The organism is Novosphingobium sp., from assembly GCF_041905565.1.
In the GTDB taxonomy this organism is placed as follows: domain Bacteria; phylum Pseudomonadota; class Alphaproteobacteria; order Sphingomonadales; family Sphingomonadaceae; genus Novosphingobium.
Map to the genome: position 1 here is coordinate 138,230 of NZ_JAYRKX010000006.1, position 12,102 is coordinate 150,331.

Annotated in this window: 14 protein-coding genes; 6 read left to right on the forward strand and 8 right to left on the reverse strand. The window is 68.2% G+C overall.

What is annotated here, in order from left to right; translation table 11 throughout:
- Positions 1-28: 28 nt before the first annotated feature.
- The 4 genes from ACE3N9_RS07110 to ACE3N9_RS07125 form a co-directional block, all read right to left on the reverse strand.
- Positions 29-790, reverse strand: a complete 762-nt coding sequence (locus ACE3N9_RS07110) for a thioredoxin domain-containing protein (protein WP_374282276.1) — start codon at positions 788-790, stop codon at positions 29-31.
- A gap of 102 nt (positions 791-892) precedes the next feature.
- Positions 893-1,615, reverse strand: a complete 723-nt coding sequence (locus ACE3N9_RS07115; protein ID WP_374282278.1) for a DsbA family protein — start codon at positions 1,613-1,615, stop codon at positions 893-895.
- Position 1,616: 1 nt separating this feature from the next.
- Entirely contained in the window at positions 1,617-2,297 is a 681-nt protein-coding gene (locus ACE3N9_RS07120) for a thioredoxin domain-containing protein (protein ID WP_374282280.1), read from the reverse strand.
- Positions 2,294-2,821 carry a DUF721 domain-containing protein gene (locus tag ACE3N9_RS07125; protein WP_374282282.1) on the reverse strand — a complete coding sequence of 176 codons (528 nt, stop codon included), beginning with the start codon at positions 2,819-2,821 and terminating at the stop codon, positions 2,294-2,296. The genes ACE3N9_RS07120 and ACE3N9_RS07125 overlap by 4 nt, the downstream gene beginning before the upstream one ends.
- A gap of 43 nt (positions 2,822-2,864) precedes the next feature.
- Between ACE3N9_RS07125 and ACE3N9_RS07130 the strand changes: the two genes are divergently transcribed.
- The 4 genes from ACE3N9_RS07130 to ACE3N9_RS07145 are packed head-to-tail and all read left to right on the forward strand — an operon-like array spanning position 2,865 to position 6,808.
- Positions 2,865-3,929 (forward strand): A/G-specific adenine glycosylase, encoded by a 1,065-nt coding sequence (locus ACE3N9_RS07130; protein WP_374282284.1) that lies wholly within the window; start codon positions 2,865-2,867, stop codon positions 3,927-3,929.
- Positions 3,926-5,239: a serine hydrolase domain-containing protein gene (locus ACE3N9_RS07135; protein ID WP_374282286.1), complete on the forward strand. Its 1,314-nt coding sequence runs from the start codon at positions 3,926-3,928 to the stop codon at positions 5,237-5,239. Before ACE3N9_RS07130 ends, ACE3N9_RS07135 begins: the two co-directional genes overlap by 4 nt.
- A gap of 13 nt (positions 5,240-5,252) precedes the next feature.
- Entirely contained in the window at positions 5,253-6,125 is an 873-nt protein-coding gene (nudC, locus tag ACE3N9_RS07140; RefSeq protein ID WP_374282288.1) for an NAD(+) diphosphatase, read from the forward strand.
- Positions 6,122-6,808, forward strand: coding sequence for a DsbA family oxidoreductase (locus tag ACE3N9_RS07145; RefSeq protein ID WP_374282290.1), 687 nt, complete (start codon positions 6,122-6,124; stop codon positions 6,806-6,808). The genes nudC and ACE3N9_RS07145 overlap by 4 nt, the downstream gene beginning before the upstream one ends.
- A 22-nt stretch (positions 6,809-6,830) precedes the next feature.
- Here ACE3N9_RS07145 and ACE3N9_RS07150 read toward each other — a convergent pair whose 3' ends face one another.
- A complete protein-coding gene (locus tag ACE3N9_RS07150) occupies positions 6,831-7,817 on the reverse strand; it encodes a TerC family protein (RefSeq protein WP_374282292.1) in 987 nt (328 codons plus the stop codon).
- Between the two features lie 270 nt (positions 7,818-8,087).
- Between ACE3N9_RS07150 and ACE3N9_RS07155 the strand changes: the two genes are divergently transcribed.
- Positions 8,088-9,002 carry a hydrogen peroxide-inducible genes activator gene (locus ACE3N9_RS07155; protein ID WP_374282294.1) on the forward strand — a complete coding sequence of 305 codons (915 nt, stop codon included), beginning with the start codon at positions 8,088-8,090 and terminating at the stop codon, positions 9,000-9,002.
- A 9-nt stretch (positions 9,003-9,011) separates the two neighbouring features.
- Here ACE3N9_RS07155 and ACE3N9_RS07160 read toward each other — a convergent pair whose 3' ends face one another.
- Together ACE3N9_RS07160 and mgtE are read right to left on the reverse strand one after the other, a co-directional pair.
- The gene (locus tag ACE3N9_RS07160) at positions 9,012-9,410 is read right to left on the reverse strand and encodes a DUF1489 family protein (RefSeq protein ID WP_374282296.1); all 399 of its coding nucleotides are present in this window, start codon (positions 9,408-9,410) and stop codon (positions 9,012-9,014) included.
- Between the two features lie 4 nt (positions 9,411-9,414).
- Positions 9,415-10,848: a magnesium transporter gene (gene mgtE / locus ACE3N9_RS07165; protein ID WP_374282298.1), complete on the reverse strand. Its 1,434-nt coding sequence runs from the start codon at positions 10,846-10,848 to the stop codon at positions 9,415-9,417.
- A 108-nt stretch (positions 10,849-10,956) separates the two neighbouring features.
- On the opposite strand from mgtE, the gene ACE3N9_RS07170 reads away from it, so the two are divergent.
- Positions 10,957-11,409 (forward strand): peptidylprolyl isomerase, encoded by a 453-nt coding sequence (locus ACE3N9_RS07170; protein WP_374282300.1) that lies wholly within the window; start codon positions 10,957-10,959, stop codon positions 11,407-11,409.
- Here ACE3N9_RS07170 and ACE3N9_RS07175 read toward each other — a convergent pair.
- Complete coding sequence (locus tag ACE3N9_RS07175) at positions 11,406-12,095, reverse strand: peptidylprolyl isomerase (protein WP_374282302.1); 690 nt, start codon at positions 12,093-12,095, stop codon at positions 11,406-11,408. The two genes, ACE3N9_RS07170 and ACE3N9_RS07175, sit on opposite strands and share 4 nt — an antisense overlap.
- Between the last annotated feature and the right edge of the window lie 7 nt (positions 12,096-12,102).

Consider the following 12,102-nt stretch of genomic DNA (forward strand, 5'->3'; position numbering starts at 1 on the left):
CCGGTGCCTGCCCCCCGTCAGCCCCGGATCAGCGCGCGCCGAGCCGTTCGAGCTCGGCCTTCATCGGCTGCCAGGTGTTGTAGTCGGCCTTCTTGCCGTTGACGAAGAAGGTTGGGGTGCCCTGCACGTCATAGGACTTGAGCCAGCCATCGCTCGCCTTGACGAGGCCTTCGGTCTTGGCCTGATTGGTCAGGCAGGCCTTGCCCTGGTCGGCTGCAACGCCGCGCGCAGCGAAGAACTGGTCCATCCCGGCCAGCTGGGCCAGCGCGGCGGGGCGCTGGGCATCGGGCAGGGCGCTGAGCCCCTGCATCTTGGCATCGCCGGCGTTCTTCAGGTTGTCGAACATGGTCGTCTGCCAGGCCCAGAACTGGTCGGCCAGCGGAACCACCGCCTCGGGCGCGCCGCAGGTGGCGAGCAGCGCGGCGGGAATGTCGAGCGCGTTGTTCATCACCAGGCGCAGCTCATAGCTGACCCGGCCGGTGCTGACGAAATTGTCGCGCAGCTCGGCGCTGGCCGCTTCCGAAAATTCCGCGCAGTGCGAGCACGACAGCGCGCCGAATTCCAGCACCTTGATCGGCGCGTCGGGATTGCCGATCTGGTAGCCGCCTTCGGGGGTCACGGTCGTGACTTCGGCCCAGGATTTGCCGGCGGGCGGGGCGACCTTGGCAATCGGGGCGCCGGACAGCGCGGCCGAGCCGCCGTCCTCGCTCTTGCTGCAGGCGGCCAGGCCCAGCGCGAGCGGAGCCAGGGCGGCAGCGAAGGCAAAACGGCGCAACATGGGGGCGGTCATCTCGTCAGGATTCCTCGTCAAATGGGCCGGGCAGGCTAGCCGACCGGCGGGGGGTGTCAAAGGCGCGATTTTGCACCGCGCACAGGCTTCTCCACAAGAGAATCAGGTAAAGCCGCCAAGCAACGCCTGCAAGCGCGGACGCAGGCCCGGCCAGGTGTTTTCAGGCGTCTGCGCGCCGTTGAGCAGGAACGCGGGCGTGCCGGTTACACCCAGCCGCTCCATCGCCTCGTCGGTCTGGCGCTGGAGGCGTTCCGCCCGGTCTTCGTCCGCCAGGCAGGCGTCGAGCTGGCGCGGGCTCAGCCCCAGCGGCTCCATGAACCGATAGAGCGCCAGATCATCGGCCATGGCATGCATCCGGGTCAGGTGATCGGGATCGTCCCAGCGCCGGGCCTGGGCCAGGGTGGGGTTGCGCAGCCACAGGTGCTGATGGCCGAGCAGCGCCGCGTTGCGTTCGAAAAAGCGCTTGGGCGCGCCGCAAGTGGCGAGCAGCGATACCGCCTTGTCCAGCTCGTTGCGCAGGAACGGGCGCACTTCGAAGCTGGCCGTGCCGGGGCGGATGAAATCGCGCACCAGTTCCGCGCCGCCCTGCATTTCGAAGATGCCGCAGTGCGGGCAGGAATAGCTGACATATTCGACCAGCCGGATCGGGGCATTGGGGTTGCCCAGGATGTGGTTGCCTTCGGGGGTTACGGTAACCTGCTTGTCCCATTGCACCGGGGGCGGGGCCGCGCGCTGGGGCTGGGGTTGAGGCCGGGCGGGCGGCCTGGCGCCGCCCAGGGCCAGCGCTCCGGTAGCCAGTACCAGCAGGGCCAGCCGCCGCTCCACGCTACATCCGCGCGGCGAGCTGGGCCTGCAGCACGCTCCACTCATCCGTGCCGACCAGCAGCTGGCCGTTGATCGCAAAGCTGGGGGTATGGTCCACCCCCGCTTCGACGGCGGCATCGCTGGCCTTGGCCATGCGCTCGGCCAGGGCTTCGTCGGCCAGGCACTGGTCCACCATGGTGCGGGTATAGCCGCGCGTGGCCATGATTTCGTAGAAATGGAAATCGGTGGCGATCGCCCGCGCGCGCTGCAGCCGGGTGCCGGTGGACCAGCGCGCGCGCTGCGCCGCATTGGCGGTGATCATCGGCGTGATCCATTTCGACTGGCTGCGCAGGAACATCGAATGGTTGATCGCGAACTTGTCCTTCGGACCGCAATAGGCCAGCAGCGCCACCGTGCCATCCACCGCATCGCGCAGCATCGGCCGCACTTCGAGCGAAAGCTTGCCCGAACGGATATAGTTCAGCCGCAGCGGGGCTTCGCTTTCGATCTGGAATTCGGCGCAGTGCGGGCAGGTATAGCTGACATATTCTACCAGCTTGACCGGCGCGGCGGGGTTGCCGAACACGTGGCTGGGCCAGGCGGTGCGGGCCACCACCACGTTCCAGTTCTGCACCGGCGCGGCCGCACCGATCGAGCCGAGCGCGGCCATGCCCACGGCCAGCAGTTTCAACGCGGCTTTCACTTCGTCTCGGTTCCTTCGTTCTCGCCCAGGCTGCGGGCCAGTGATTCCAGCACGGCGCGCAGTTCCGGGTCGCCGATGTCGCGCAGGCTGTCGCCCAGTTCCAGCGGGATCGGGCGCAGGCTGGGCGGCGCGGCGGGCTTGGTGGCCGGGGGCGGCTTAACCTCGCCTTGCCGGAGCTTGACCTTGGCCACGGCCTTGTAGCCGAAGAAGCGGTTCACCCGCTCCATGATTTCCGGCACGACGTGCTGGATCAGCGGGGCATGCGCCGGCACCACCACCAGTTGCAGGATCCCGTCGGTCTTTTCGCCGGGGGGGAAGCGGATCGCCTCGGGCGCGCAGACGCGGGCGTGGGCCGGGCCGACGATTTCCGGCCAGCGGGTCACCACGCTGGACTGGATGAAGCCGAACCGGCGGAACGCGGTGCGCCCCACTTCGGGCATCAATTCGCTGATCGGGCGCGCGCCCAGACCCCGCGGCCGTTCGAACCGGCGCGGCGCGGCTGGCTTGTCCCCGTTGCTGGTCATGCGGCCCGTTCCATTGCAGCGCAGGCTTTGCCATAGCACGGCGATGGATGCCAGCACCCAGACGATCAGTGCCGCCCTGCTGGACTGGTACGATGCCCATGCCCGCGTTCTGCCGTGGCGCAGCGCGCCGGGTGCGCCGCCGCCCGATCCCTATCGGGTGTGGCTCTCGGAAGTGATGCTGCAGCAGACCACGGTGGCGGCGGTCGGGCCCTATTTCGACAAGTTCACCCGCGCCTGGCCCACAGTCGAGGCGCTGGCGGCGGCGGACGAGGGCGAGGTAATGGCGGCCTGGGCGGGCCTTGGCTATTACGCCCGCGCCCGCAACCTGATCGCTTGTGCGCGGGCCGTGGCGGCGCGCGGCGGAACCTTTCCCGATACCGAGGCGGCCCTGCGCGAGCTGCCGGGGCTGGGGGCCTATACCGCTGCCGCGGTCGCCGCGATCGCCTTTGACCGGGCGGCAACGGTAGTCGATGCCAATGTCGAGCGGGTCGTTGCCCGGCTCCATGCGATCGAGGAGCCGCTGCCCGCCGCGCGCAAGCCGATCCGCGCCCGCGCCGAGGAGCTGACCCCGCCGCGCCGCGCGGGCGATTTCGCCCAGGCGATGATGGACCTGGGAGCCACGGTCTGCACCTCGCGCGCGCCTCGCTGCCTGCTGTGCCCGCTGGCGCAGTGGTGCGCCGGGCGCCGGGTGGGGGCGGAACGCTTTCCGGTCAAGCCGCCGAAGAAGGCCAAGCCGCAGCGCCGGGGGCAGGCCTTCTGGATCGAGCGCGCCGGGCAGGTCTGGCTGGTGCGGCGCGCGGGCCGGGGGATGCTGGGCGGGATGCTGGCCTTGCCGGATGACGGCTGGAGCGCGCGCGGCGATGGGGCAGAGCTGCCGCCGCTGGACGGGCCGTGGCAACACCTCGGCACGGTGCGGCATGGCTTCACCCATTTCGATCTCGATTTGCAATTGATGCTTTATTCGGGAAGCGATTTGGCTAGGTTCGCGCCCAATGACGGCGAATGGTGGGACATCGCCCGGCTGGACCAGGCCGGGTTGCCCACCTTGTTCGCCAAGGCGGCTGGCCTGGCCCTGGCGCAGCGGGACGAGACGGGAGAGAGCGGTTGAACGACTTGCGGCAAGCCGATGTGACGCGCCGCGCTCTGCTGCGCGGCATGGGCGCGGTGGGCGCGGGAGCGCTGTTTTCCGGCGCGCTGCCGGGGCGCTTGCTGGCGGCCCAGCCGGGAGCGGCCTGGCCGAACGTCACTTCGCTGATCGACCGCTATGTCGGGGCACGCAAGGTGGCGGGGATGATCGCCGCGCTGGGCTGGCAACAGGCCGCCCCGCAATACATCGCGCGCGGCCGCGAAGGGTTTGACGACCGGGACCCGGGCGGGCCGGGCAGCCTCTATCGCTGCTATTCGATGACCAAGCCGGTCACTGGCCTGGCGGCGGCGATGCTGATCGACGAAGGCAAGCTGGGGCTGGACCAGCCGCTGGCCGATTTCGCCCCGGAATTCGCGAAAATGCAGGTCGCGATCGACCCGGCCAAAAGTCTGGCCGCGCAGCCGACCGACCGGTTGATCACCATTCGCCACTTGCTGACCCACACCAGCGGGCTGGGCTATGCGGTGGTCGGTCGCAACAAGGTGGGGGACGAATTGAAGCGGCTGGGGGTCAACCCCGGGCTGGTCTCGCGCCGCCGCCTGCCGGGGGTCAACGATGGCCCGCCCACGCCCGGCCCGGATGAATTCCTGCGCCGCGCGGCGCTGGTCCCGCTGGTCGCCCAGCCAGGCACGAAGTGGCGCTATTCGATGGGGCTGGACGTGCTGGGCATCGTCATCGCGCGCGCCGCCGGGGTCAGCGGGCTGGACGTGTTCCTGCGCGAACGGCTGTTCGGCCCGGCGGGCATGAACAGCAGCTTCTTCCAGGTGCCGGGCAGCGCCAATCCGCGCCTGACCACCAATTACGTGTTGCTGAGCGGAATCCCGGTGCCGATCGACCGGCCGGGCAGTTCGATCTACGATCAGCCGCCGCCGTTTGCGTTCGGCGGGTCGGGGCTGGTCAGCAGCCCGGCCGACTATGACCGCTTCCTGATGCTGATTCTGGGCGGGGGCATGCTGGGGGGCAAGCGGATCGTCAACGAAGCGGCGGTGCGCCTGGCCACGTCCGACCTGCTGCCGCCCGAGGCGGACCTGACCGGGACTTTCGTGGCCGGCAACCGCTTTGGCGCCGGGGCCGTGGTTGGCGCGGGCAAGGACACCGGGCTGTGGGGCTGGTCGGGCGCGGCCGGCACGGTCGGCTTTGCCCATACCGGGCTTGGCCTGCGCACCAGCCTGTTCGTGCAGTACATGCCGCAGGAACAGCTGCCGATCCTCAAGGAATTTCCGCAAGCTGTCGGGGCCGACCTGACCGCGATGGGCCACAATCCGAAATAACGGGACTGAACAGATGCAGATTGCCTTTGCCGGATCGAACCTGGACCGGGCCGATCATATCCGGGCCGATGCCGACCGGCTGAACGCCGCGATGGACTGGCGCGCGCGCCTGCTGCGGCTGGACGGGCTGGACCCGGTGATCACCAGCGACGGCCTGCTGGCCTGGGGCACCCTGGCCGATGCCGCGCCCGACAGCGAACTGGTGTTCCTCGGCCTGCTCGACGGCAAGGCCTGCTTCGCCGAAGTGGCGAACAGCCTGATCGGCTCGGTCGCGCCCGCCAATCCGCGGCTGTGGGCGGCGATGTCGGCCCTGCCGCTTGAGGAACTGGCGACCTATGGCACCGCCCGCGCGGTGGTCGATTGGCACGCCCGCCACCGCTACTGCGCGCGCTGCGGCTGCCCGACCGTGCTGGCCAAGGGCGGCTGGCAGCGCAACTGCACCAACGATGTGTGCAAGGCGGAACATTTCCCCCGCGTCGATCCGGTCACGATCATGCTGGTCGAACACGATGGCCGGCTGCTGCTGGGCCGCCAGCCGCGCTTTCCCCCGCGCCGCCTCTCGGCACTCGCGGGCTTTGTCGAACCGGGCGAAAGCATCGAGGAAGCGGTCGCGCGCGAGGTGCTTGAGGAAGCGGGGGTGCGGGTGCGTGATGTCACCTACATCGCCAGCCAGCCCTGGCCGTTCCCCAGCAGCCTGATGATCGGCTGCCACGCCCATGCGCTGAGCGACGAGCTGGAGATCGACCGGACCGAGCTGGACGAGGCCGGCTGGTTCACCCGCGATGAAGTCGCCGCTGCGATGCGCGGGGATGACGCCGCCCCGTTCATTGCCCCGCCGCCGCAGGCGATCGCGCATCACCTGCTCAACTGGTGGCTCAACCGATGAGCGCGCCCGCCAGGGTCACGATCGACATCTATTCGGACGTGATGTGCCCGTGGTGCATCATCGGCTACAGCCAGCTGCGCAAGGGGCTGGCCCAGCTCGACGGCGAGATCGAGGCCGAAGTGCGCTGGCTGCCGTTCGAGCTCAATCCCGACATGCCGCCCGAGGGCGAGGGGCAGTCCGAACACATCGCCCGCAAGTATGGCCGCACCCCCGAACAGGCCGAGGCCAACCGCGCGCAGTTGCTGAACATTGGCGAGCGGGCGGGCTATTCGTTCGCCTATACCGGCGCGGGCGAGCCGCCCAAGGCGATGATGCGGAACACCTTTGCCGCGCACAAGCTGCTGAAATGGGCGCTGATCGAGGGCGGACCGGCGGTGCAGACCCGGCTCAAGCTGGCGCTGTTCGATGCCCATTTCCAGCAGCGCCGCGACGTGTCCGATCCCGATGTGCTGGTCGAACTGGCGGCGGCCGAAGGGCTGAACCCGGCCGGCGCCCGCGCCGCGCTCGACGACGAGGCATTGGGCCTGATCGTCCGGCGCGAGCAGGCGGCGGCGTGGGACATGAACATCACCGGGGTCCCGGCGATGATCGTCAACGGCAAGTTCCTGATCCCCGGGGCGCAGGAGCCGGAAGTCTACGCCAACGCCCTGCGCCGCGTGGTGGCCCGCGGGATCGGGGCATGACCATGCCCGATCCCGCCGGCGGCTAACGGGCCGCGCTCTCGCTGTCGCGGGTCTTCCACAGCGACCAGCCGATCCCCGCGCCGATCAGGCCGAAGGTCACCGCCAGGCTGGCGACGGGCGGGAACTTGTCGCCGCCCAGCAGGAAGTCGGAGACGAAGATCTTCGAGCCGATGAACACCAGCACTGCGGCCAGCGCGTACTTGAGGTAGTGGAACCGGTCGATCATCGCCGACAGCGCGAAATACAGCGCGCGCAGGCCCAGCACCGCCATGATGTTCGAGGTGTAGACGATGAAGGTATCCGTGGTGATCGCGAAGATCGCCGGGACCGAATCCACCGCGAAGACCAGGTCCGCCAGGTTGATCACCACCAGCGCCAGGAACAGCGGCGTTGCGGCGCGCACCAGCTTGCCGGTGCGCTCGTCCCGCACCTTCACGAAGAAGTGCTGGTCGTGCAGGTCCTTGGTCACCCGCATGTGGCGCGAGATCCAGCGGATCGCGAAGTTGTTCGCCAGGTCCGGTTCGGAATCGCCGGCGAAGAACATCTTGATCCCGGTGACGATCAGGAACGCGGCGAAGATGTAGAGCACCCAGTAAGCCTGGCTGACCAGCGCCGCGCCGCCCGCGATCATCAGCCCGCGTAGCACGATTACGCCGATGATGCCCCACAGCAGCGCCCGGTACTGGAACCGCGCGGGAATGGCGAAATAGCTGAAGATCAGGCTGATCACGAAGATGTTGTCGATCGACAGCGCCTTTTCAATGAAGAACCCGGTAAAGTACTTCATCCCCAGGTCCCCGCCCTTTTCGAGCCAGACCCAGGCGCCGAAGGCCAGCGCGATCGAGATGTAGAACGCCGACAGCTTGAGCGATTCGGCAATGCCCATGACCCGGTCCTCCTTGTGGAGGAGGCCCAGGTCGAAGGCGGTCAGGGCGATGACGATCGCCAGGAAGGCCAGCCAGAACCAGACCGGCGTGCCAAGGAATGATGCAACCAGGAATTCGGTCATCAGGGGTTATCCATGCTTGCTTGCGTGAAGGCAAAAAGGGCGGGGCGGCGCAGGGAAAGGGGGCGATGCGCCGCCCCGGCGCAGGATCAGGTCAGGAGGCAGAGGGACCGACCTGCGCGAAAGGGATGCCGGACTGCCTTCAGGATGGTTGAGCAGAAACTGCGTGGGATGAAATGATCATCGGGTGCCTCCGTGTGGGGCCCAGATGCGCGAAACCGCATGATTGCTCAAATTGATTTACCAGACGGTATTTGATAGTCTGAAGCTATCATGAGTACGCTTCGTCAGTTCAGCTATCTCGTCGCCCTGGCCGATTGCCGCAATTTTCGCCGCGCGGCCGATGCGGTGCATGTCTCGCAGCCGACGCTCAGCCAGCAGCTGCGCGCGCTAGAAGCGCGGCTGGGGGTGACGCTGGTCGAACGCGGGGCCAGCCCGGTCCAGCTGACCCCGGTGGGGCGCGAAGTGGTGGCCCGCGCGCGCCGCCTGCTGCTGGAAGTGCAGGACATCGAGGACATGGCCCGCCGCGCCCAGGCGGGCATGGGCGGGACGATCCGCTTCGGCGTCACGCCTACGCTGGGGCCGTACCTGATGCCGGGCATCGTCGCGGCGCTGCACCGCAGCTATCCCGACATGCGGCTTTACGTGCGCGAAGGCATTCCCGACGAGCAGGCCCAGGAGCTGGCGCGGGGCGAGCTGGACATGATCCTTGCGCCGCTCCCGATTGGTGGCAGCGACCTGCACATCGAACCCCTGTTCCGCGAGCCGCTGCACATCGTCAGCCCGCCCGATCACCCGGTCGCGCTGGCGGCCACGGCGCGGCAGGCGGACCTGGCGGGGGCGGGGTTCCTCAGCCTCGACAGCCGGCACCACGCGCACCGGCAATCGCACGAGATTTGCGACGAGCTCGGGGCACGGCTGCTTGAGGATTACCACGGCACCAGCCTGGATGCGCTGCGCCAGATGTGCGGTTCGGGGCTGGGCTTCGCGGTCCTGCCGGAACTGTACCTGCGCTCGGAAGCCGGCGGCGAGGACATGGTCAAGCGGCTGGAGCTGCCCGACTGGTCGGCCAGCCGGTCTATCGCTGCGGTCTGGCGGCGGGGCGCGGCCTATACCGACAGTTACCGGATCATTGCCGACATGATCGCGGAAACCGCCCGCCGGGTGCTGGATGGCGGGCCGTTCTGACCGGGGCGGTCAGACCAGCCCGAGCCGGGCCAGGTCGGCCGCCAGCTTGCCGGGCATGACCTCGCCCGGATCCTCGCCCGCGGCCAGATCGCGCGGGGCGTCCTTGTCATCAAGATAGCGCCAGCCCTGATGCGCGCGCTTGGGCGCGGGGTGGACGTCGATCAGCCGGGTCGAAATGACGATGTGGGTCTTGCCGCCCTCGGCCTCCTCGAAGCGCAGGATCTCGCTGCGCGCGACCAGCTGGTGCTTGTAGATCCAGAACAGCGAGCCGCCAGGCACGATTTCCGCGTGCCGCTTGGGCAGATAGCGGGTGGTCAGCCGGGCCTCGGCACCGCGCTGGCGGAACCAGCCGTGCAGCTCGTCGAGCGATTGCGCGCCATAGGCGACCTTGGTCAGGTGCAGCGGCATGGCCTTACCCCGTCAGCCCGCTGAGCACGGCAAGCCCGAGGAACGAGAAGAAGCCCATCACGTCGGTCGCCATGGTCACGAACACCGCACTGCTGACGGCGGGATCGACCCGCGCCTTGTCCAGCGTCAAGGGCACCAGGATCCCGGCTAGCCCGGCGACCAGGTTGTTGATCAGCATCGCGGTGGCGATCACCGCGCCCAGCAGCGGGTTGCCGTAGAGCAGTGCCACGCCGGTGCCGATCATCGCCCCCAGGGCCAGGCCATTGGCGCTGGCGATGCGGAATTCGCGGCCGATCATGCGCCAGGTGTTCGAACTGGTCAGCTGGTTGGTGGCAATGGCGCGGACGATCACCGCCAGGGTCTGCGTGCCGGCATTGCCGCCCATGCCCGAGACGATCGGCATCAGCACCGCCAGCAGCGCGAACTTGGCGATCGCGCCCTGGAATAGCCCGACCACGCTGGCCGCGACGATTGCCGTGCCGAGGTTGACCACCAGCCAGGTCAGGCGGGTCTGAATGGTCAGCCGGATCGGTTCGTTGATGTCGCCATCACCCGCGCCGGACAGCAGCAGCACGTCCTCGCCGGCTTCTTCCTGGATGATGTGGACCACGTCGTCGACGGTGATCTGGCCGACCAGACGGCCGGCATCGTCGACTACCGCGGCCGAAATCAGCGCGTATTTCTGGAACCGCAGCGCGACCTCTTCCTGGTCCATCGTCACCGGGATCAGGGTCTGGTCGCGCTTCATCACGTCGGTCAGCGCGATGTGGCGCGGGGTGCGCAGGATCCAGCTGAGCGCGCAGGTGCCCAGCGGGTGATGCCGCGCATCGACGATGAACACTTCCCAGAATTCGTTGGCCAGATCATGGCCTTCGCGCAGGAAGTCGATCAGGTCGCCCACGGTCATGTGCTCGGGTACCGCGACGAAATCGCGGCTCATCAGGCGCCCGGCGGATTCTTCCGGATAGGACAGCGCGCTTTCGATCGCGGCGCGGTCCTCGGGCTCCATTTCGGCCAGGACGGCCTGCTGGTCGTCCTCGTCGAGGTCTTCCAGCATCGCCACCGCGTCGTCGGTGTCGAGCTGTTCGGCAATGTCGGCCACGGTCCCGGCGGGCAGCTGCTCGACCAGGTCCTCGCGGACCCAGTCGTTCAGCTCGGCGATGACCTCGCTGCCCATGAGATCGCTGATCGCGCGGGCCAGGGCCGGGCGCTCGTCAGGATCGAGCAGCTCGAACAGGTCGGCGATGTCAGCCGGGTGGAGCGATTCGACCAGGCCATAGACCTGGTCGGTCTCGCCCGCGTCCAGCGCATCGCGGACCGTGCGGACATAGTCCTTCTTGAAGTGGTTCTCTTCGTCCAGCCCTTCGGCCTCGCGCGGATCGAGCGCCAGTTCGGCGCCTTCTTCCAGCAGGTCGGGGTTGGGCTGATCGGGAGTCATCGCGCCGTGGTCTAGGCCGCCCGAAAACAAAAGCAACCACCCGCGCGCCGGGTAGGTGACTTTGTGCACCAGCGCCCTATATCGGGGCGCAAATCACAGGAGAGTTCAATGGCTGACGAATACCTGACCCTTTCGCTGTCGAGCGGCGGCGACGTGAAGATCAAGCTGCGCCCCGACCTGGCCCCCGGCCACGTCGCGCGGATCACCGAGCTGGCCCGCGAAGGGTTCTACGACGGGGTCAAGTTCCACCGCGTGATCCCCGGCTTCATGGCCCAGGGCGGCTGCCCCAACGGCACCGGCATGGGCGGATCGAGCAAGCCTGACCTGCAGGCCGAATTCAACAACGAACCGCACGTGCGCGGCGTCTGCTCGATGGCCCGCACCAGCGCGCCGCATTCGGCCAACAGCCAGTTCTTCATCTGCTTCGACGATGCGACGTTCCTGGACCGCCAGTACACCGTCTGGGGCGTGGTCGAAGAAGGCATGGAATTCGTCGATGCGCTGCCCAAGGGCGAGCCGCCGCGCGAACCCGGCGTGATCGTCAAGGCGACCGTTTCCTAAGGAGCGGGCACCGGCGCGGGTGGCGGCGACGCCACCCGCCGCACGGTCAACACCTTGATCGGCGGATCGAGCATCTGCCCTTTCAGCAGCCCCATGCCCTTGGTGGGCGAGAGCGGCGAATCGTAGATCTTGCGCACCACGTCCATCCCGGACACGACCCGGCCGAAGGCGGCATAGCCAGCCTGCAATTCCGGATTGGTGCTTTTCGGATCGGCATCGAACCCTTCCAGATCGGACAGCAGGATCGAGAAATCGGCCGTGGCCGTGCCCGGCGCGTTGCGCGCCATGGAAAGGGTGCCGGCCTTGTGCAGGATGCCGGTCTGGCTGGTCGGCTCGTGCGCGATGGGTTTCAGCACTTTTGTCGGGTCACCCGACAGCCCGGTCTGGATGATCCCGTTGGGCGGGGTGCCCCAGGGCAGGCGCATCACACGGTAGAAGTTCATCCCGTCGAACCGCTTCAGGTCGACGTAGCGGACGAAATTCTCGGTCGTGATCGGCGCGTGCTTGTGATCCAGTTCCACTTCGATCGTGCCCAGTGTGGTGACCATGGCCACGCGCACCACATCGCCCAGCGGGGCGCTGACCGGCGGCTTCGGCGCGGGCCGGGCAGGGGCCTTGCGCGGCGGGGCGGCCGCCGTCAGCAGGACCAGGGCAGGCAGGGCGAACAGGGCGAATCGGCGCTTCATCCGCGCA